Source organism: Nonomuraea soli (assembly GCF_013761175.1).
Classification (GTDB): Bacteria; Actinomycetota; Actinomycetes; order Streptosporangiales; family Streptosporangiaceae; genus Nonomuraea; species Nonomuraea soli.
On the sequence record NZ_JACDUR010000001.1, the window covers coordinates 187,370 to 206,822 of the forward strand.

The 19,453-nt window shown below is 70.7% G+C and carries 18 protein-coding genes; 9 read left to right on the forward strand and 9 right to left on the reverse strand.

The genetic code is table 11. The annotated features are described in order from the left end of the window. The first annotated feature begins 211 nt into the window (after window positions 1-211). The gene (locus HNR30_RS00960) at window positions 212-2,530 is read left to right on the forward strand and encodes a polyribonucleotide nucleotidyltransferase (RefSeq protein WP_181607296.1); all 2,319 of its coding nucleotides are present in this window, start codon (window positions 212-214) and stop codon (window positions 2,528-2,530) included. Window positions 2,531-2,685: 155 nt separating this feature from the next. Further along, window positions 2,686-4,038 (forward strand): M16 family metallopeptidase, encoded by a 1,353-nt coding sequence (locus tag HNR30_RS00965; RefSeq protein WP_376771721.1) that lies wholly within the window; start codon window positions 2,686-2,688, stop codon window positions 4,036-4,038. On the opposite strand, the gene HNR30_RS00970 is transcribed toward HNR30_RS00965, so the two are convergent. Both HNR30_RS00970 and HNR30_RS00975 read right to left on the reverse strand, forming a co-directional pair. Next, the gene (locus HNR30_RS00970; RefSeq protein ID WP_220133129.1) at window positions 4,031-4,402 is read right to left on the reverse strand and encodes a hypothetical protein; all 372 of its coding nucleotides are present in this window, start codon (window positions 4,400-4,402) and stop codon (window positions 4,031-4,033) included. The genes HNR30_RS00965 and HNR30_RS00970 overlap by 8 nt on opposite strands. A gap of 198 nt (window positions 4,403-4,600) precedes the next feature. Then, window positions 4,601-5,881, reverse strand: coding sequence for a S8 family peptidase (locus tag HNR30_RS00975; protein WP_181607298.1), 1,281 nt, complete (start codon window positions 5,879-5,881; stop codon window positions 4,601-4,603). Window positions 5,882-6,022: 141 nt separating this feature from the next. On the opposite strand from HNR30_RS00975, the gene dapB reads away from it, so the two are divergent. Next, window positions 6,023-6,754: a 4-hydroxy-tetrahydrodipicolinate reductase gene (gene dapB, locus HNR30_RS00980; RefSeq protein WP_181607300.1), complete on the forward strand. Its 732-nt coding sequence runs from the start codon at window positions 6,023-6,025 to the stop codon at window positions 6,752-6,754. A gap of 111 nt (window positions 6,755-6,865) precedes the next feature. After that, window positions 6,866-7,351: a GNAT family N-acetyltransferase gene (locus tag HNR30_RS00985; protein ID WP_181607302.1), complete on the forward strand. Its 486-nt coding sequence runs from the start codon at window positions 6,866-6,868 to the stop codon at window positions 7,349-7,351. Here the strand turns inward: HNR30_RS00985 and HNR30_RS00990 are convergent. Next, window positions 7,326-7,796 carry a hypothetical protein gene (locus HNR30_RS00990; RefSeq protein ID WP_181607305.1) on the reverse strand — a complete coding sequence of 157 codons (471 nt, stop codon included), beginning with the start codon at window positions 7,794-7,796 and terminating at the stop codon, window positions 7,326-7,328. The two genes, HNR30_RS00985 and HNR30_RS00990, sit on opposite strands and share 26 nt — an antisense overlap. Before the next feature lie 53 nt (window positions 7,797-7,849). On the opposite strand from HNR30_RS00990, the gene HNR30_RS49855 reads away from it, so the two are divergent. From HNR30_RS49855 to HNR30_RS01010, 4 genes are all read left to right on the forward strand, one after another. Further along, window positions 7,850-8,704 (forward strand): ArsR/SmtB family transcription factor, encoded by an 855-nt coding sequence (locus tag HNR30_RS49855; RefSeq protein WP_181607307.1) that lies wholly within the window; start codon window positions 7,850-7,852, stop codon window positions 8,702-8,704. After that, entirely contained in the window at window positions 8,701-9,345 is a 645-nt protein-coding gene (locus tag HNR30_RS01000) for a TenA family protein (RefSeq protein ID WP_312894173.1), read from the forward strand. The genes HNR30_RS49855 and HNR30_RS01000 overlap by 4 nt, the downstream gene beginning before the upstream one ends. Then, complete coding sequence (locus tag HNR30_RS01005) at window positions 9,336-10,823, forward strand: PucR family transcriptional regulator (protein WP_181607309.1); 1,488 nt, start codon at window positions 9,336-9,338, stop codon at window positions 10,821-10,823. The genes HNR30_RS01000 and HNR30_RS01005 overlap by 10 nt, the downstream gene beginning before the upstream one ends. A gap of 93 nt (window positions 10,824-10,916) precedes the next feature. Then, window positions 10,917-11,180, forward strand: a complete 264-nt coding sequence (locus tag HNR30_RS01010; protein WP_181607311.1) for a hypothetical protein — start codon at window positions 10,917-10,919, stop codon at window positions 11,178-11,180. Here the strand turns inward: HNR30_RS01010 and HNR30_RS01015 are convergent. Next, window positions 11,165-11,812, reverse strand: coding sequence for a response regulator transcription factor (locus HNR30_RS01015; protein ID WP_181607314.1), 648 nt, complete (start codon window positions 11,810-11,812; stop codon window positions 11,165-11,167). The two genes, HNR30_RS01010 and HNR30_RS01015, sit on opposite strands and share 16 nt — an antisense overlap. A gap of 29 nt (window positions 11,813-11,841) precedes the next feature. Here HNR30_RS01015 and HNR30_RS01020 point away from each other — a divergent pair, with 29 nt between their 5' ends. Then, the gene (locus tag HNR30_RS01020; protein ID WP_181607316.1) at window positions 11,842-13,818 is read left to right on the forward strand and encodes a sensor histidine kinase; all 1,977 of its coding nucleotides are present in this window, start codon (window positions 11,842-11,844) and stop codon (window positions 13,816-13,818) included. On the opposite strand, the gene add is transcribed toward HNR30_RS01020, so the two are convergent. From add to HNR30_RS01045, 5 genes are all read right to left on the reverse strand, one after another. Beyond that, window positions 13,815-14,804: an adenosine deaminase gene (gene add / locus HNR30_RS01025; RefSeq protein ID WP_181607318.1), complete on the reverse strand. Its 990-nt coding sequence runs from the start codon at window positions 14,802-14,804 to the stop codon at window positions 13,815-13,817. The two genes, HNR30_RS01020 and add, sit on opposite strands and share 4 nt — an antisense overlap. After that, entirely contained in the window at window positions 14,801-16,528 is a 1,728-nt protein-coding gene (locus HNR30_RS01030) for an adenine deaminase C-terminal domain-containing protein (RefSeq protein WP_181607320.1), read from the reverse strand. The genes add and HNR30_RS01030 overlap by 4 nt, the downstream gene beginning before the upstream one ends. Continuing rightward, the gene (locus tag HNR30_RS01035) at window positions 16,525-17,862 is read right to left on the reverse strand and encodes a purine-cytosine permease family protein (RefSeq protein WP_220133130.1); all 1,338 of its coding nucleotides are present in this window, start codon (window positions 17,860-17,862) and stop codon (window positions 16,525-16,527) included. The genes HNR30_RS01030 and HNR30_RS01035 overlap by 4 nt, the downstream gene beginning before the upstream one ends. 78 nt (window positions 17,863-17,940) lie before the next feature. Beyond that, on the reverse strand, window positions 17,941-18,810 hold the full coding sequence (locus HNR30_RS01040) for a 1,4-dihydroxy-2-naphthoate polyprenyltransferase (RefSeq protein ID WP_181607326.1): 870 nt from the start codon (window positions 18,808-18,810) through the stop codon (window positions 17,941-17,943). 3 nt (window positions 18,811-18,813) lie between these two features. Then, window positions 18,814-19,422, reverse strand: coding sequence for a GNAT family N-acetyltransferase (locus HNR30_RS01045; RefSeq protein WP_181607330.1), 609 nt, complete (start codon window positions 19,420-19,422; stop codon window positions 18,814-18,816). Window positions 19,423-19,453: the final 31 nt, after the last annotated feature.

The following is a 19,453-nucleotide window of genomic DNA, read 5'->3' on the forward strand; positions in this document are numbered from 1 at the left end:
CTTCTCCTTTAGACAACTTAAGATCCGAGACACTAATGCCCCCGCGTCCGCACGAGCACCTAGCGACCCGCGACGCATGCGGGCCGGTCCTCGGTAGTGGCTTCCGGTCGAAAGACCGGGCGCTTCGATCGATGACCGGCGCTGCACCTACACGAGGGTGCCGGTGATTTCTTGAGGGCGCGGGAGACCTACTGACCGAAGGAGGTCCCCCGTGGAGGGTGTCCACACCGCTGAAGCCGTCATCGACAACGGCGCATTCGGCACGCGCACGATCCGGTTCGAGACGGGCCGGCTCGCGCGCCAGGCGGCGGGTTCCGCCGTCGCCTATCTCGACGGCGAGACGATGGTCCTGTCCGCGACCACCGCCTCGAAGTCCCCCAGGGACAATCTCGACTTCTTCCCGCTCACGGTCGACGTCGAGGAGCGCATGTACGCCGCGGGCCGTATCCCCGGCTCGTTCTTCCGCCGTGAGGGCCGTCCGTCCGAGGACGCCATCCTCACCTGCCGCCTGATCGACCGGCCGCTGCGCCCGTCGTTCGTCAAGGGCCTGCGCAACGAGATCCAGGTCGTGGCCACCATCATGGCCCTGAACCCCGACCACCTCTACGACGTCGTGGCGATCAACGCCGCGTCGCTGTCGACCCAGCTCGCCGGGCTGCCCTTCTCGGGCCCGATCGGCGGCGTGCGCGTGGCGCTGATCGACGGCCAGTGGGTGGCCTTCCCGACGCACCCCGAGCTGGAGCGCGCCACCTTCGACATGGTGGTCGCCGGCCGCGTCCTCGACGACGGCGACGTCGCGATCATGATGGTCGAGGCCGAGTCCACCAAGGACACGCTGAAGCTGGTCGCCAATGGCGCGGTCGCGCCGACCGAGGAGACCATCGCGCAGGGCCTCGAGGCCGCCAAGCCCTTCATCAAGGTGCTGTGCGAGGCGCAGAACAAGGTCGCCAAGGTCGCGGCCAAGGAGACGGCCGACTACCCCGTCTTCCTCGACTACCAGGACGACGCCTACGCCGCGGTCGAGGCCGCGGTCAAGGGCGACCTGTCGGCCGCGCTGACCATCGCGGGCAAGCAGGAGCGCGAGACCGAGCTCGAGCGCGTCAAGTCGACGCTCGGCGAGAAGCTGCTGCCGGAGTTCGAGGGCCGCGAGAAGGAGCTGTCCGCCGCCTTCCGCAGCGTGATGAAGAAGCTCATGCGCGAGCGCGTCATCAAGGACGGCGTGCGCATCGACGGCCGCGGCCCGAAGGACATCCGCGCCCTGTCCGCCGAGGTCCACGTGATCCCGCGCGTGCACGGCTCGGCCCTGTTCGAGCGCGGCGAGACGCAGATCCTGGGCGTCACGACGCTGAACATGCTGCGCATGGAGCAGATGGTCGACACTCTCAACCCCGAGAAGACCAAGCGCTACATGCACAACTACAACTTCCCGCCCTACTCCACCGGTGAGACCGGCCGGGTGGGCTCGCCCAAGCGCCGCGAGATCGGTCACGGCGCGCTGGCCGAGCGGGCGCTGATCCCGGTCCTGCCGACGCGTGAGGAGTTCCCCTACGCGATCCGCCAGGTCTCCGAGGCGCTGGGCTCCAACGGCTCGACCTCGATGGGCTCGGTCTGCGCCTCCACCATGGCACTGCTCGACGCCGGTGTGCCGCTGCGCGAGATGGTCGCTGGCATCGCGATGGGCCTCATCGGTGAGGGCGACACCTTCATCACCCTGACCGACATCCTCGGTGCGGAAGACGCCATGGGCGACATGGACTTCAAGGTCGCCGGTACCAAGGAGGTCATCACCGCCCTCCAGCTCGACACCAAGCTCGACGGCATCCCGGCCAGCGTCCTGGCCGCCGCCCTCAAGCAGGCCAAGGGCGCGCGTCTGGCGATCCTCGACGTGATGCAGGAGGCGATCGACTCTCCGGCGGAGATGAACCCGACCGCGCCGCGCATCATCACCATCAAGGTCCCGGTCGACAAGATCGGCGAGGTCATCGGGCCGAAGGGCAAGATGATCAACCAGATCCAGGACGACACCGGCGCCGAGATCACGATCGAGGACGACGGCACCATCTACATCGGCGCGACCGACGGCCCGGCTGCGGAGGCCGCGCGTAGCGCCATCAACGCGATCGCCAACCCCCACATGCCGGAGGTCGGCGAGCGCTACCTGGGCACGGTCGTGAAGATCGCCTCCTTCGGCGCCTTCGTGAGCCTCATGCCCGGCAAGGACGGCCTGCTCCACGTCTCCCAGATCCGCAAGCTGCACGGCGGCAAGCGCATCGAGAACGTCGAGGACGTCATGAACGTCGGCGAGAAGATCCAGGTGGAGATCGCCGAGATCGACTCGCGTGGCAAGCTCTCGCTGGTCCCGGTCGAGGTCATCGAGAAGGAAGCCGCCGAGAAGGAGGCCAGGGGCGCAGCGGGTGACGAGCCCGCCGCCGAGGCCGCCGAGGCGTCCTCGGGCGACGACAAGCCGCGCCGCACCCGCACCCGCGTGCGGACCCGCCGCCCGGCCGACGGCGACGACCGCAACTCGTAACGAGGGGCATCACGACCGCGCGGCCGAAGCCGGCCGCGCGGTCGCTTTTTTGGGAGGCCCACGCGGCCCGTGAAAAGGACTTTTGGCGCAAGCCTCCAGTACGAGGCTTCCGAGGGAGTACGGAGTACGTACGGCGCAGCCGTACAGTGGGCGATGTGACGACGACGAAGTCGGCGCCCGGGCAGAAGGAGCGCGCGTTGATCGAGACCACCCTCCACCCGGGCAGGGAAGGCGTAGGCACGGTCAAACGCACCATCCTGCCGGGAGGGCTGCGAGTGGTGACCGAGACCATGCCGACCGTGCGCAGCGTGGCGGTGGGCATGTGGGTCGGCATCGGTTCGCGCGACGAGGCGCCCGAGCACATGGGTGCCACCCACTTCCTGGAACACCTGCTGTTCAAGGGCACGCCCAGCCGCGACGCGATGGAGATCTCCGCCTCGATCGAGGGCATCGGCGGTGAGATCAACGCCTTCACCGCCAAGGAGTACACCTGCTACTACGCGCGGGTCCTCGACGAGGACCTGCCGGTGGCGGTCGACGTGCTCGCCGACGTGGTGACCAGCTCGCTGATCGACCTCGACGACGTCGACGCCGAGCGGGGCGTGATCCTGGAGGAGATCGCCATGCACGACGACGATCCCTCCGACGTGGTGCACGAGCAGTTCTCGGCCGAGCTGTACGGCGATTCGCCCATCGGCCGGCCGATCCTGGGCACCGTGGAGTCGATCAACACGCTGCAGCGCGACCGGATCCTCGAGTACTACCGCCGCTACTACCTGCCCAGCCGTACTGTCGTCTCCGTGGCCGGCAACATCCGCCACGAGCAGGTCGTCGAGCTGGTCGCCAAGGCCTACGGCCGGGCGGGGGCGCTCGGCGGCCCCGCCGAGGCGGTGCCGCCGCGGATCGAGGGCCCGGGTGTCGCGCCGCGCTCCGGGGTGAGGGTGCTCGACCGGCCCACCGAGCAGGCCAACCTGGTGCTGGGCACCACGGCGATGTCGCGCACCGACGACCGCCGGTTCGCGCTCGGCGTGCTCAACGCGGCCCTGGGCGGCGGCATGTCGTCGCGCCTGTTCCAGGAGATCCGCGAGAAGCGGGGCCTGGCCTACTCCGCCTACAGCTACACCTCGGCCTACGCCGACACCGGGCAGTTCGGCATCTACGTCGGGTGCCTGCCGTCCAAGATCGACGAAGTGCTGAAGATCTGCCGCGACGAGGTCGCCCGCGTCGTCGACCAGGGCATCTCCGACGAGGAGCTGGTGCGCGGCAAGGGCCAGATGCGCGGCGGGCTCGTGCTCGGCCTGGAGGACACCGGCTCGCGCATGTCGAGGATCGGCAAGAACGAGCTCGTCTACGACGAGCTGCTGTCGGTCGACGACGTGCTCGCCAGGATCGACGAGGTCACGCCCGACGAGATCCTCGCCGTGGCCCGCGACGTGCTCAAGCGTCCGCTCACGCTCGCCGTGATCGGGCCCTACGGCGACAAGGACTTCTCCTCGGCGATCAGCTGACCCTGATCACGGCGCCGATGGTGGTGCCGCCACCGGGGATCCTGCTGATGGTGAGCCCGGTGGTGGTGCGCCGGCCGCGCACCTCCTCCTCCGGCTTGACCGCTCCCTCGTCGGCGACGGTCAGCCGCAGGCCACCCCGGTGCATGGTCAGGGCGAACGACACCGTCTTGGCCCGGCCGAACCGTTCTACTTCGGCCAGCGCGGCCCGCACCGTCTCGCGCGCCCGATCGGCCGCGGGACCGGTCAGGTCCTGCGAGGGCAGCGCCCAGATCTCCACCTCGATGCAGGTGCGCTGTGACCAGCTCACCAGGTCGTACTCCAGCAAACCGGAAAAGGTCCGCGGTTGCTCGCTTCCGATTGTCACGGTCCGGCCCTTCTTCAGCGCTCCGCAACGGTGCGGGCCACGACGGGACCGCACCGGTGCATGGTGAACAGACGCAGACCACCGGCCCCACCCGGCGAACCACCCCCGTGAGCAGCTCAGGACCGCGCTCCACCCCGTGCGATTCCTGGCTCTCCGGGGATGATTATGAGACCCGGTGCCCCCGCCCGCAAGATGCCGCTATGGGCACTCCTGCGCCGCCGTGGTGGCCAGCGCGTTGCACAGGTTGACCCGCCCGTGCCCGAAGGCGTTGTCGCGTCCCGGTATGCCCAGGTCATCGACGGTGGCGATGAGCCGGTTGAAGGCTCCCTGGGCGCTGAAGGCCGGGAAACGGGAGCGGATGGCGGCGATTACGCCCGTGGCGATGGGGGCCGCCATCGAGGTGCCGTCGAACTCGTCGTAGGCGTCGCCGACGATGGACGACAGCACGTCGTCTCCGGGAGCCGCCACGTCGACGAACGTGCCGGTGTTGGAGACCTGGCCGCTGCCGAAGGTGGCCAGGTTGTCACGGTCGTTGGTGGCCGAGACGGCGATCACCTGCGAGTAGGCCGCGGGGAAGACCTGGGTGCCCTGCTGGCCGGGTAGCACGTTGCCCGCCGCGGCCACCAGGGTCGCCCCCTGGACCAGGCCGAGCTGGAAGACGTTCTCGATGGCCTGGCGCAGCGTGGCGGAGTCGGCGCCGAAGCCGAAGCTCATGTTGATCACCTTGGCGCCCTGCTGCCAGGTCCACAGCAGGCAGTCGGAGACGTCGGCCACCGAGCCGCTGCCGTTGTTGTCGAAGGCCTTGCAGATGATGAGCCGGGCGTTGAAGGCCACCCCGGCGCCGCCCTGGCCGTTGTTGACGCGGGCGGCGACGATGCCGGCCACGTGGGTGCCGTGGTTGTTGCCGTCCTTGCAGCTGCCTTCGACGATGCCGCCGTTGAACAGCCCGGTGGAGCGGGCGCAGCCGATCACGTTGGCCGCGAGGTCCTCGTGGTCGATGTCGATGCCGGTGTCGACGATGCCGACCTTGACGGGCGCGCCGGGGATGCCGGCCTGGGCCAGGGTGAAGTAGCCCTCGGGCGCGTCGATGTCGGCGTCGGCGATGCCGCCGGTCTGGCCGGTGTTGTGCAGGTGGTACTGGTCGGCGAAGTCGGGGTCGGCGGGGAAGATGGGCGGCGGGACCGATCCGATCCGGATGAGGTAGTTGGGCTCGGCGTACTCCACCGCGGGGTCGCGGCTGAGCCCGGCGGCCACCTGGGCCGGGTCCTGGTCGGTGCGGAGCAGGTCGGCGCCGGTGCGCAGGGCGCGCAGCCGGCTGACACCCGAGCGCCGCTCGAGGTCGCGGCGCCTGGTGTCGGGGACGTCGGCGCGATACTTGACGATGACGGAGGTGGCGTCGTACGGCGGTGCGGCCTGCGCTCCGGCCGGGGCCGGAGCCACCAGGAACGCGGCCACGAGCAGCCCAATGACGATTCTCATGGGTCGTCCTCTCGGGACATGAGGGATTGGACTGAGGCGGCACCGGCCAATGTGCGCCCGTCAGGCGAGCGCTTCTATGCACAAGTGCACACAGCTCATGGCAACCTTCGCCGCCCCTGGGGAGTCCAGTAGCCTGACCCTGTGATCCGGGTAGGAGTGCTTGGCGCCAGAGGGCGCGTTGGTCAGGAAGTCTGCAAGGCCGTCGAGGCTGCCGCCGACACCGAGCTGGTGGCGGCGATCGACAAGGACGACCCCATCGAGGGGTTGCGCGACGCGCAGGTGGTGGTCGACTTCACCCACCCCGACGTCGTCATGGGCAACCTCGAGTGGGCCCTGTCCCACGGCATCCACGCCGTGGTCGGCACCACCGGCTTCGACGAGGCCCGGCTGCAGCAGGTCGGGCGCTGGACCTCCGGCGGCGCCAACTGCCTGATCGCGCCCAACTTCGGCATCGCCGCGGTGCTGATGATGCACTTCGCGCAGCAGGCGGCGCGCTACTTCGACTCGGTGGAGATCGTCGAGCTGCACCACCCGAACAAGGCCGACGCTCCGTCCGGCACCGCCCGCCGTACGGCCGAGCTGGTGGCGGAGGCGCGCTCGAAGGCGGGTGTGGGGCCGATGCCCGACGCGACCAGCACCGAGCTCGACGGCGCCCGGGGCGCGAACGTGCGGGGTGTGCACGTGCACGCCGTACGCCTGGCCGGGCTGATCGCCCACCAGGAGGTCATCCTGGGCGGCGACGGCGAGATCCTGACGATTCGCCACGACACGATGAACCGCGCCAGCTTCACGCCGGGCGTGCTGCTGGGTGTGCGCAGGGTCGCCGAGCTGCCGGGGCTGACCGTGGGCCTGGAGCACCTGCTCGACCTGTGAAAGTGAGTTGCCCACGGCACCCGACCGTGGGCAGACTCAACCACAAAGAGGGGGGTTGCCCGGCTCCGCACAGCCAGGCTCTCGATCATCACCTTACGCTACGAGGGGCCAATGGTTCGGTGGGCTGAGCTGGGCGAGTTGCCGGAGCTGGCGCAGATCGAGCGGGCGGCCGACGGCCTGTTCGCCGAGGTGGGCATCGTCTTCCCGCCGGGCACGACCATGATCGAGGAGGCCGGCGACCCTGGGCGGGTGCTCGTGGAGGGCGATCCGCCCGCCGGGTTCGCGATGCTCGGGTGGATCGACGGTCACGTGCATCTCGACCAGCTGGCCGTGCATCCCGCGCGCATGCGGCGGGGCATCGGCGGCCGGCTGATGGCCGCGGTGCTCGACCACGCGCTGGCCGTGGGCGCGCCGGGCGTGACCTTGACGACCTTCCGCGACGTGCCGTGGAACGCCCCCTGGTACACCAGGCACGGCTTCGCCGTCGTGCCCGAGCCCGCGTGGGGCCCGGAGCTGCGAGCCCTGGTGGAGCACGAGCGCGAGCTGGGCATCGAGCTGGCGCCCCGGGTGGTCATGCGCGCCGCGACAGCTCCATGATCCAGTTGTCGTGCCAGGTGGCGCCGCCGTCGGTCGAGAAGGCCTGGCGGAAGCGGGCCGACGCCGGGGTGACGAGGTCCCAGGTGTGCCGCATACGCAGGCCGTCGAGCTCCTGGTAGAACGTGCCGACCCCGTTCTCGAACCTGCCCACGTGAAGGCTCCAGTCGGGGGCGTGACCGCGGGCGTGGATGGCGTTGCTCCACCGGCCCGTGCCCGGATCGTGCGCGTGCACGTCGACGAAGGCCATCTCGCGTCCGTCGGGCAGCACGGCGGCGTACTCATCCACCACCACCTGCCCGCCGAGGAAGGCGGCGCCGGTGTTGACCGCGGGGAACTGCTCCCAGCCCGCCGCGACGGTGGCCGCCGGGTCGGCGATCAGCGAGGCGACGGCCTTGCGCCGGTTGCGGACGTCGAACACGCCGACGAGAAAGTCGAACTCTGCCATGCAGGCCAGCATCGGCGAACTCGGGCGCCGCGCCCAGGATTAGGCTGGGCCTTGTGATCGAGTACCGGCTCGGCCCGCACGACGTCGCCCGCGTGCGTTTCGGCCGTTCCCCGATGCTGGAACTCCTGGCCAGCGTGCGGCTGCTGCTCGGCGCGGGCGACCGGCACGTGCACCGTCCGTGGCTGCAGTCGCTGGCCCCGCACGGCAGGCGCGTGCTGAACCGGCTGCCCGTGCTCCTGGCCGATCTGCGCCACGTGCCGGAGGAGCTGCTGACGGAGCCGGCGGAGCACTTCGAGAAGGAGCTCGAAGGGCTCGGCCCGAGCCTGCGCGACGAGGTGGCGGCCTACTGGGCGGCGGCGATCGAGCCGGTCTGGCCGAGGCTGCGCGCCGTCCACGACGACGACCTCGGCTACCGGACGGCCGCGCTGACCACCGGCGGCCTGGCCGCGGTGCTGACCGGCCTGCATCCCGACGTCGAGTACCACGACGGGCTGCTGCGCATCAGGAAGCCCCAGGTCGACGAGTGCCTGCCGGCCAGGGGCGTGGGCGTGCTGCTCATCCCGTGCGTGTTCGGCTACCCCGGCCTGCTGGCCGCGCACGGCGACTGCGAGCCCACGCTGGTGTACGCGCCGCGCGGGGTCGCCCTGACCTGGCAGGCGACGCCGGTCTCCGAGCCGCTGGTGAGGCTGATGGGCCGTAACCGGGCGGCCATCCTGTCCCTGCTCGACCTGCCGCACACCACCACGGAGCTGGCCGTACGGCTCGGCATCACGGCGGCCGCGGTGAGCGAGCACCTGACGGTGCTGCGGGAGGCCAGGCTGGTCAGCCGCAGGAGGAACGGCCGCACGGTGCTCTACCAGCAGACCGGCCTGGCGGCGGAGCTGGGTGCGGGTAGCATCTGTCAGTGATTCGCGCAGAGCTGTGGCAGGTCATCGAGCCGGTCTACCGTGACATCGTCGCGCACCCGTTCCTGACCGGGCTGACCGACGGCTCGCTGCCGCGCGAGGCCTTCCGCCACTACGTGGTGCAGGAGGCGCACTTCCTGCCCGACTACGCCCGTGCCCTGGCCGCCTGCGGTTCGCGTGCCCCCGGCCCGGCCGCGATCCACCGCTTCGCCACCGACGCCGCCCGCACCGTCGAGGTCGAGCACAGCCTGGTGGTGGAGCTGCTGCAGGCCTTCGGCCTGGCCGAGGCCGACGCCCGTAAGCAGGGACCCGGGCCGACCACGGTCGGCTACGCCTCCTATCTGGTGCGCGCGTGCTCGCTGGGCACCTTCCCCGAGGCGCTGGCGGCGATCGTGCCCTGCTACTGGATCTACGCCAAGGTGGGGGAGCGGCTGCTGGCCTCCTCCTCGCCCGACCCGCTGTACGCCTGGTGGATCGAGACCTACGGAGGCGAGGAGTACCAGGAGACGGTGTCGGGCGTGCTCGACCTGCTCGACTCGCTGGAGCCCGATCCTGCCCTGCTCGACGTCGCCCTGACCACCGCCCGCTTCGAGTGGATGTACTGGGACGCCGCCTGGCGCCTGGAGGGCTGGCCATGCGGCTGAGGGAGCTGCTGCAGGCCGACCATCTGGCGCTGAAGGTGCTGACCGGGCACGACCTGCTCGACCGGCAGGTGCGCGGCGTCTCGACGACCGACCTGATCGAGCCGGGCCGCTTCGTCAAGCCGGGTGAGCTGGTGATGACCGAGCTGACCTGGCACACCGGGCCCGCCTCCTCGCAACGGTTCGTGGCGGCGCTCGGCGAGGTGGCCGCCCTGGTCTCTGGCACCGCGCTGAAGGTGGTGCCAGACGATCTCATCGACGCCTGCGCGGCGGCCGGGCTGCCCCTGCTGACCCTGCCGGTGGACGTGCCGTTCAGCGTCGTCACCGAACACGTCCTGCGGGCGCTGCTCGCCTCTCCTCCGAAGGCCAGGTACGGCTCGCGGCGCCGCCTGGCCAGCACTCTGGTCGACGGCGGCAGCCTGGCCAAGCTGGTCAACGCCGTGGCTGACGAGCTGAGCGTGGGCTGCTGGGTCATCTCGCCCACCGGCCGCGTCGTGGTCAGCTCCCGGCGCCTGCCAGGAGAGGACGCCGTACGGCTGGCGCAGGCGTTCCTGACCGCCCGTTTCCTGCCCGGCATGGCCGACGGCCTGTCGATCTTCCCGATCAGCCGGGGCGCACCGCATCGCATCGCCAACTGGTTCATCGCCTACGAGGGCACACCCGGCGAGCACGAGGACCTCATCGTCGAGCTGGCCGCGCTGGTGGCGCTGGAGCGCTCGCGCCTGGAGGCGGCCCACCGCATCGAGCGGCGGGTCCTCGACCAGCTCCTGGAGCTGCTGGAGTCCGGCGACGCCGCGCTGCCCTCGGTCGTCTCCCGCCTGCACACCCTGCACGTGGAGACCGAGCACGGCCTGCTGGCCGTGGTGGCCTCCGCGGGGCCCTCGGCGGAGGTCGGCGTCACCGTCCTCGACGAGTTGCTGCGGCCCCTGGCGCCCGGGGTGGTCACCGCCTCCGACGGCGTGGCCGTGGCGCTGGTGCCGCTGGCGGGCAACTCCGCCGAGGACCTGACCGCGCACCTGCTGCGCGGCGCCCGCACCCTGGAAGCCGGGCTCGAGCGCATCACCCTCGGGCTGAGCGGCGTGACCACCAGCCCGGCCGCGCTGAGCGGGCTGCTGGAGGAGGCCAGGAACGCCCACGCCCTGGCGGCGCTCGGCGGCTCGCCGGTCAGCCTGGTCACCGGCGACGACGCCGGCTCGCACCGCACCCTGCTCGCGGCCATCCCCGGCCCGTTGCGGCGCTCCTTCCGCGACCGGCTGCTCGGGCCGCTGGAAGACTACGACGCCGCCCACCAGACCGACCTGCTGGCGACCCTGGAGGCGTTCCTGGAGGAGTCGGGCAACTGGGCGGCGACGGCTGCGGGGCTGCACGTCCACGTCAACACGCTGCGATACCGGCTGCGGCGGATCGAGGAGCTGACGGGGCGCTCGCTCAGTTCATGGGACGGCAGGGTGGATTTCATTCTCGCGCTGCGGATGAAGTGAGAAATGCACGCCCGCCGATGACGAATGGCTCGGCGGCGTGACAATGGCGGATGTCATTCTTTCGAGGAGTCGGCAACCTCGAAGGGAAAAGAAATGATGATCGCCAAAGCAGCGGCGGTTCTCGCGGGCGCGGCCATGCTCGCCGGGACGATGCAGAGCGCGGGCCTGGCGGCCGAGGCCTGCGGGCCGCGGCTGGAGAAGACCTACCGCACCTACTCCGGCTGCGCCAAGGCGGGAGACGACGGCAAACGCTCGGGACGGTGGCGGCAGTGGGAGTGCCTGGCGGTGGCGATCGACCCGCCGCCGCCCGGGCACAGCGGCGACCTGTACGAACTGTGGGTCTACACCTGCAGGTGAGTGCCGAGGCCCCGCTCCCTGGCCTGGACCACCGCCTCCTCCTTGTTGCGCACCCCCAGGGCGTGCACGAGCTGCGTGACGAGGTTGCGGACCGTTCCCGGCGCCAGGTGCAGGGTGTCGGCGATGCGTGAGTAGCCGTATCCAGCGGCCAGCAACTCCAGGACCTGGTGCAGGCGGTCGGACAGCTCGGGGAAGGGCCTCGGCGGCTGCCCGAACGCTTCTCGGAAGTGGTCGCCGAGGCTCGGATCGAGCACGTGGATCCCCTCCGCCACGGCTCTGATCGCCTGCACCAGCACGCTGCGGCTGCTCTCCTTGTGGAGGAAGCCGCAGGCCCCGGCGGTGACGGCGGCGGCGATCCTGCTGCGCTCGCGGTACTGACTGAGCACGACGAATCTGGTGTGCGGCAGCTCCGCCGACAGGCGGCCGATGAGGTCGACGCCCGCGCCCGGGTCGCTGTGCAGTTCCAGGTCGACCAGGACGATGTCGGGAGGGTTGTCCCGGCACAATTCGACGGTCGCGGTGACGGTGTCGGCGTCACCGATGACCTCGATGTCGGAAATATCGGAAAGTGCGGTTTTCACTCCCGTGACATAGAGCGGGTAATCGTCCACGATCACCACCCGAATATTCATGCCTTCATTTAACTGATCCCGGAGCTCACATGAGATCGATCCGCCAGATCGATGCGGGTGGCCCGGCCACCGTCGTCAGCTGCGTGCTGATCCTGGTGCTGTCGGGCTGGGCGGCGATGGTCCTCACCCCGAGCCTCGACTACCCGCCGGAGCGCCTGGAGCGGGCGGCCGTCTGGCTCCTGCTCGGCCTGCCGCTCTACACGGCCGGATTCCTGCTGCTGGCCGGCCGCATCCGGCCGCGCCTCGGCGGCTGGCTGATGCTCGTCGGGGTGGCCTACGTCGCCGAGGAACCGCTGCGCGTGCTGACAGCACTGGCCGAGCTGCCCCTCGACCCCTGGATCCACCTGGCGGCCGCGATCATCCGCGGCACCTTCGTCCTGACCGCGCCTCTCTGGCTGCCCGGCATCACGGCACGCAGGTCCCTCGCCTGGGCGGTCTGCGCGGTCGTGGCCGCCTTCCAGGTGGTCGAGCAGGGGCTCGGGGCGCAGCGGGCGATCGCGGCCGCAGCCGCGCGCTCGTCCGGGCTGATGCCGGAATCCGCCGGTCCGCTGTACGGCTGGCTGCTGGAACACCAGCGCGAGCTCTACAGCGCGCTCGGGCTGCTGGTCGCCGCGACGATCCTCGCCGGCGCCCATGGCACCCCGGCCAGGCGGCTGCGGCTGACCGGCGCCTACGTCGTGTGGAGCGTGCTGTTCATCTCCGAGATCTGGGGCGAGAGCCTCGCCTTCCCCGCCGCGCTGGCCGGAGCCCTGCTCGGCCTCGGGCTCACCGCCTGGACCGTCGGCAGGGCCCGGCTGTGGCACCTCGAACGCGGCACCAGGCGCATGCTCGTGGTGTACTCCACCGTGGCCGTGCTCGCTCTGCTCGACCTGCTCTTCCTCGGAGTCACCGCCTACTACGTGGAAGGGGTGCGCGCCGAGATCCTGGGCGCGGCCGTCCTGACCGTCGGCATGGGCGTCAGGCCCGTGGGCGGCTGGGCCGTACGCAAGCTCGAAGGGTTGTTCTTCGGAGCGGGCGTGCGCCCGCACGAGGCGGTGCGAGCCCTGGCCGAGCGGCTGGACAGGGCGCCCGAGCCGCAGGAGGTGCCGGGAGCCGTCTGCCGGAGCGTCGTCGAGGACCTGGGCATGCCGGGAGCGCGGCTGGAGGTCGAGGCCAGGCCGTCGGAGTCGGTGACGCTCGCCTCCGCCGGCGAGCCGGTCGAGCTCGGCGAGTGCTTCGAGCTCAGCTACCAGGAACGCGTGATCGGCAGGCTGCGCGTGCTCGGCCCCGACGAGGGGCGGCTGCCGGCGCGCGAGGCCGAGCTGATCACCCTGCTGGCCGGGCAGGCCACACCCGCCCTGGCGGCGCTGCAACTGCTGGAGGAGGTCAGGGCCGCCCGCGAGCAGCTGATCCGCTCGTGGGAGATGGAGCGGCGGCGCCTCTACCGCGACCTGCACGACGGCCTCGGCCCGCACATCTCGGCGCTGCGGCTGCTGTGCGACACGCTCCGCTCGGGCGACTGCGCCTCGCCCGAGCGGGTGATCGAGCAACTCGCGGGAGGCGTCAACGAGATGTCGGTGCTGACCAGGCGGCTCATCGACCGGCTCATCCCCACGGAACTGGAGGAACGCGGACTGTACGGAGCGGTGACGTGGCTGGCCGGGCGGCTCGGCGTGGGGCCGCTGCGCATCGAGGTCAGGGCCGACCAGGCGGCGCTGCGCGGACTGCCGCTCCAGGTGGGGACGGTCGCCTACCAGATCGTCGGCGAGGCGCTCACGAACGTGGTCAAGCACGCCCACGCCACCCGCGCCGTGGTGGGCCTGGAACTGAGCGCCGGCGAGCTGATCGTGACCGTGGAGGACAACGGCCTCACGGGGGCCTCGCCGGTGCCCGGCCCCCGCAGGGGGACCGGGCTGGGCTCGATCGCCGACCGGGCCGCCGCGCTGGGCGGCTGGTCGGAGGTCAAACGCGAGGCGGGCGGCACCCGCGTCCGCGTCGGCCTGCGCCTGCAGGCCTGCTCGGGCTAGCGGGCGGCGTACTCCTCCAGCTCGGCCAGGAAGGCGTCCTTGAGGTGGCGCGGCAGCCAGGTGATCTCGAAGGCGTTGCGCTGGACCTGGACCAGCTCCTCCTGGGTGAAGCCCATCTCCGCCAGGTTCTCGGCCACGTAGCCGGGGAAGTAGGCGGGGTCGTCGGAGTTGATCGTCACGCGCACGCCCTGGCCGAGCAGCTTCTTGATCTCGGCGGCCTTGGTCGAGCGGGTCACGATGCCGTTGGAGATCGGGCAGCAGGTCAGGCCGATGCCCCTGTCGATGACCTTCTCGACGAGGGCGGGGTTCTCCAGGATGTTGACGCCGTGGTCGATGCGGTCGACGCCGATGTCCTCGACGGCCTGGCGGATGTGCTCGATGGAGTTCTCCTGGTCGACGTCGCAGTGCATCGTCAGCAGGTAGCCCTCCTGACGGGCACGCGCGTAGACGGCGGCGAACTTGGCGGGCGGGTTGCCCTTCTCGTCGGAGTCGAGGCCGACGCCGACGATCCACTCCTTGTACGGCAGGCTCTCCAGCAGCGTCGCCATGGCGTACTCCGCCTGGAAGTCGCGCAGGAAGCACATGATGAGCTGCGCCCTGATCCCCAGCTGCTTCTCGGCGTCGAGGATCGCCCTGCGCAGGCCGCGGATGACGAGGTCGAACGGCACGCCGCGCGAGGTGTGCGCCTGCGGGTCGAAGAAGATCTCGGCGTAGCGCACGTTCTGCGAGGCGGCCTTGCGCAGGTAGGCGAAGGCCAGGTCGTAGAAGTCGGGCTCGGTGCGCAGCACACCCATGCCCTCGTAGTAGATCTTCAGGAAGCTGGGCAGGTCGTCGAAGTCGTAGGCCGCGCGCAGTTCCTCGATCGTGGCGTACGGCAGGACGATCCCGTTGCGCCCGGCCAGCTCGAACTTGAGCTCGGGCTCCAGCGTGCCCTCGATGTGCAGGTGCAGCTCGGCCTTGGGCAGGCCCTTGATGAAATCGTTCATTGGATGACCTCCACGACGTCCAGGTTGACGCAGTCGACCAGACCGAGGTCGGTGACGGCGTAGTCGGGAATGGCGGTGATGGACAGGAAGAACAGGTACATCAGCGGCGCGGGCAGCGGGCAGCCCAGCTCGCGGGCCAGCTCGTCGAGGCGGGTCTCGGCGGCGGCCATCTCGTGGGCGGGCAGGTCGGAGACGATGCCGCCGATCGGCAGCGGCAGGCGTTCGCGCACCTGGCCGCCGACCACGACGACCTGGCCGCCGCCCATGCGGACGACCTCGTTGACGGCGACCGCCATGTCCTCGCGGGAGGCGCCGACGCAGATGACGTTGTTGTCGTCGGGGGCGGCGCTGGTGGCGATGGCGCCCTCGCGCAGGCCCATGCCGCTGACCACCGCGACGGCCGCGTTGGGCCCGTCCGTCTTGCCGTACCTCTCCACGACGGTCACCAGCAGCGCGTCGTGCTCGACGCTCGGCTCGACGACGCCGTCCACGACCGGCAGGCGCAGGTCGCGCCGCCTGCGGACGAAGACCTGCTCGGTGAACTCGATCGCGAGCACGTCCACCTCGGCGGCGTCGGAACGCAGCACGAAGTCGCCGGCGGTGACCTGCCTGACCGGGAAGGGCGTGACCTCGCCGCGGGCGGGCGGCGCCGTCGGGGCGATCATCCTGCCGTCACGGGCGACGACCGACCCGCCGGCGACGACCTCCCGGATGCGGAAGTCCTCCAGCGAGTCGACGATCAGCACGTCGGCCAGGCGGCCGGGGGAGATGCTGCCGACCTCGTGGTCGATGCGGTACATCTCCGCGCAGTTGACCGTGGCCATCTGGATCGCGGTGACCGGGTCGACGCCTGCCTTGATCGCCATGCGCACGAGCTTGTCGACGTGGCCGCCGGCCAGCACGTCGGCCGCGTGCACGTCGTCGGTGCAGAAGGCGATGCGGCGCGCGCCGGCCTTCTCGACGACCTTGATGTTCTCCTCGAGGAAGAAGGCGACCGACGACTCGCGGATGATGCCGTAGATGCCCTGGCGCAGCTTCTCCAGCATCTCCTCGTGGGAGTACGACTCGTGGTCGAGGCGGATGCCGGCCGCGGCCAGCCCGGCGATGCGGCGCGCGTCGGACAGCGGGGCGCAGCCGAACACCGGCAGCCGGTTCCTCCTGGCCAGCTCCAGCGCCTCGTGCACGGCCGGGTCACCGTGCTCGACCATCTCCTGGACGGTCTCCCAGATGCCGACGCACTCCGGCCAGGTGTGCGCCTCGCGGTGCTCGTCGGGGCCGAAGGTGAAGCCGACGTTCGACTGGGGCACGGTGTAGGGGGCCTTGGCGGGCGCGCCCCACCAGATGCGCATGCCCGTGCGCTTCGACTCGTCGAGGAAACGCCGCACGCCGGGCAGGCCCTCGACCACGAGGATCTGGTCCAGGCCCGAGACGACGCTGGTGGTGCCGAACGGCACGACCAGGTCGGCGAAGCTGGTGACGGAGAGCTTGCTGCACTCGATGTGCAGGTGGCCGTCGATGAGGCCGGGCACCAGGTAACCGCCGCGGGCGTCGATGACCTCCGCGCCGGGGCCGTGCTCGCGGGCCTGGCCCACGTAGGCGACGCGCCCCTCGAAGATCCCGACCTCGGCCGGGTAGAGCTCGCCGGTCAGGACGTTGACCAGGATGCCGTTGACGATGACCGTGTCAGCGGGCCGCCTGCCGTACGCGACGTCGAGCAGGGTCATGCCGCCACCTCCAGAACGCGGACGGGCCTGCGGTCGAGGGCGGCGTACAGGCCGCCGGCGACCAGGAGACCGAGGAAGATCGAGACGTCGGCGCCGCCGAGCAGCGTGGCGATCGGCCCGGCGTAGAGCGTCGAGTTGATCGACAGCGCGGCCACGACCATGCCTGCGGCCTGCGCGATCAGAGCCGGCCAGCGGTACGGCTCGGCGGCGGAGAACAAAGCGCCGGTGTCGTAGACGCCCCCGCGGCGCAGCCAGTCGGTCACGTACACCCCCGCCCACGGCGCCAGCCAGATGATCAGCAGGCCGAGGAAGGTGTTGAGCATGGAGTTGAAGTTCTCCGACATCACCGCCACATAGGTGATGATGACGCAGATCACCAGGTCGAGCACGACCGCCGTCGAACGCTTCAGCTTGATGCCCGCCGCCTGTAGGTTCAGGCCCGAGGAGTACAGGTCGGTGGTGTTGACCGCGAACAGCGTGACGATCGCCAGCACCAGGTACGGCACGACGAACCAGCCGGGCAGGGCGCTCGGCAGCCCCGAGATCGGGTCGCCCGCCTCGGCCACCACGGTGGCCACGGCCGCGCCCAGCGTCATGAGCAGCACGTACGGCAGGAAGCCGCCCAGGAAGGCCCAGCCGAAGACGGCCTTCTTGCTGCTGCCGGAGGGCAGGTAGCGCGAGTAGTCGCCGCCCAGCGGGCCCCACGACAGGCCGCCCGCCGACATGACCAGCGCCACGGCCATCGTGAACGTGGCGAAGTCGGCGCCCCCGGACGGCTGGAGGGTGACCTTCGGGGTGACGATGACCGCCATGACGGCGAACAGGGCGACGAAGACCCAGGTGAAGTACTTCTGCGCCTTCATGACCGCCGCGTGCCCGATGAGCGGCAACACCAGCTGGATCGCCGCCGCGACCAGGATCACCACGATCTTCACCCCGGTGGAGGTGGCCACCCCGGCCTGCTCCAGCAGCGTGAGCGACGCGAACGTGATCAGCACCATGCCGCCGGCCTCGAAGCCGACCATGTTGAGCCAGCCGAAGAAGCTCAGCGCCCGCGCGCCCTTCGTGCCGTAGGCGGCACGCGAGACGGCCATGGTCGCGGTGCCGGTGGCCGGGCCCTGCAGGCTCGTCAGGCCGACGAGCGGGAAGGCCAGCAGGTTGCCGACGACGATGGCGGCCACGGCCTGGGGGAAGGAGAGCCCGAAGGCGATGAGGACGGTGCCGTAGACGAGGGTGAAGATGCCCATCGTGGTGCCGGTCCAGAGGAAGAACAGGTCACGCGGCCTGCCGTACCTCTCCTCCGCCGGTACCGGCTCGATTCCGCGTTGTTCCATGGGCACAAGTGAACCAACCCGTGTTGACCAGGGCGGTTATCCGGATCTACGAGCTGCGGGCGGGGCGGTTGTATCCGTCTACAAGGTGATCGCGAGGCCGATCGTGAACAGGGCGCCGAAGAGCAGCTGGAGCTTGCCGGTCTGCTGCAGGACCTTGATCAGGTCGCGGCCCCGGGCGTGGTGGAGGACCGCGTGGATGGCCGGGATGGCCAGCGGCAGCGCGCCGATCGTGAGGACCGTCAGGGGGCGGACGAAGCCGAGGCCGAGCGAGACCAGGAAGGCGAGGCCGATGCACAGGGTGTACAGCGTGCGGGTGCGCCGGTCACCGAGGACCACGGCCAGCGTGCGCTTGCCCGAGGCGGTGTCGGTGGGGATGTCGCGCAGGTTGTTGACGACCAGCATCGCGCACGACAGCAGGCCGACCGGGATCGACGCGATCAGGGCGAGCCACGACAGCTGCTCGGTCTGCACGTAGGCCGTGCCGACGACCGGCACCACGCCGAAGAAGACGAACACCGCCAGCTCGCCCAGCGCGCGGTAGCCGTACGGGGTCCGGCCGCCGGTGTAGAACCAGGCGGCGGCGATGGCGGCGGCGCCCACGGCGAGGATCCACCACGCCTGCGTGAGGAGCACCAGCACCAGGCCCGCGACCGCGGCCACGGCGAAGCAGGCCAGCGCGGCGGTGAGCACCTGCCCGGGGGTGGCGAGCTTGGAACCGACCAGGCGCAGCGGGCCGACCCGCTCGTCGTCGGTGCCGCGGATGCCGTCGCTGTAGTCGTTGGCGTAGTTGACCCCGATCTGCAGCAGCAGGGCCACGAGCAGGGCGAGCAGCGCGCGGAGCGGATCGACGTCAGGGACGGCCAGGCCGGTGCCGACCGCGACGGGGACGACGGCGCTGGGAAGGGTACGAGGGCGTGCGCCGGCCACCCATTGACTCAGTGTCGCCATGGGTCAGCTGATATCGGTGGTGAGCCTGAGCATGCGCACCGGGCGGCCCATGTCGAGCACGCGCTCGGCCATGTCCTCGCCCCAGCCTGCCGACTCGAGAAAGCCGAGCACCGCGTAGTTTTCGGCGAAGGCCCAGGTCACGACCCTCTGGTAGCCGTCTTCGCGAAGGTAGTCGACGGTGGCGTTGAGCAGGCGGCTGCCGTGGCCGCGCCGGACGAAGTCGGGGTCGACCAGCAGGGTGAGCATCTCGGCCACCCGGGTCGGGTCGAGGTCGGGGTCCTCCGCGGGAGCGTGGGAGGCCAGGCCGACCACCTTCTCGCCGCCGCGCGGCGTGGCGGGCGCCTGCGCGCCGCCGAGCCCGAGTGCGGGAAAGCCCTCGGTGTCGAGGATGGTCTCGACGGCCACCAGCACCCGATGACGTGCGCTGGGCGGCGAGACGATCGCCTCGTCCCACTGGCGCAGCCACATCTTCTCGGCCGCCGGGCCGGTCATCTGCTCCAACGGCCCCTCGGGCAGGAAGTCCCGATAACCGTAACGCCAGGCGCGAATCTGAGTGTTCGCCACCTGGAGCACATCCTCGCGCCGGGCCGCCCGGACGCCTACGTCTGCCATCTCGGCCCGCTCCTTCGCCTGCCGTCGTGCG

Excerpts from the sequence above, each read along its gene's own strand:
- add (WP_181607318.1), bottom strand. The coding sequence starts at position 14,804 with ATGAACGATTTCATCAAGGGCCTGCCCAAGGCCGAGCTGCACCTGCAC.
- HNR30_RS01015 (WP_181607314.1), bottom strand. The coding sequence starts at position 11,812 with ATGAATATTCGGGTGGTGATCGTGGACGATTACCCGCTCTATGTCACG.
- HNR30_RS00985 (WP_181607302.1), top strand. The coding sequence starts at position 6,866 with ATGGTTCGGTGGGCTGAGCTGGGCGAGTTGCCGGAGCTGGCGCAGATC.
- HNR30_RS01020 (WP_181607316.1), top strand. The coding sequence starts at position 11,842 with ATGAGATCGATCCGCCAGATCGATGCGGGTGGCCCGGCCACCGTCGTC.
- HNR30_RS01045 (WP_181607330.1), bottom strand. The coding sequence starts at position 19,422 with ATGGCAGACGTAGGCGTCCGGGCGGCCCGGCGCGAGGATGTGCTCCAG.
- HNR30_RS01005 (WP_181607309.1), top strand. The coding sequence starts at position 9,336 with ATGCGGCTGAGGGAGCTGCTGCAGGCCGACCATCTGGCGCTGAAGGTG.
- HNR30_RS01010 (WP_181607311.1), top strand. The coding sequence starts at position 10,917 with ATGATGATCGCCAAAGCAGCGGCGGTTCTCGCGGGCGCGGCCATGCTC.
- HNR30_RS01040 (WP_181607326.1), bottom strand. The coding sequence starts at position 18,810 with ATGGCGACACTGAGTCAATGGGTGGCCGGCGCACGCCCTCGTACCCTT.
- HNR30_RS00990 (WP_181607305.1), bottom strand. The coding sequence starts at position 7,796 with ATGGCAGAGTTCGACTTTCTCGTCGGCGTGTTCGACGTCCGCAACCGG.
- HNR30_RS00975 (WP_181607298.1), bottom strand. The coding sequence starts at position 5,881 with ATGAGAATCGTCATTGGGCTGCTCGTGGCCGCGTTCCTGGTGGCTCCG.
- HNR30_RS01035 (WP_220133130.1), bottom strand. The coding sequence starts at position 17,862 with ATGGAACAACGCGGAATCGAGCCGGTACCGGCGGAGGAGAGGTACGGC.
- HNR30_RS01030 (WP_181607320.1), bottom strand. The coding sequence starts at position 16,528 with ATGACCCTGCTCGACGTCGCGTACGGCAGGCGGCCCGCTGACACGGTC.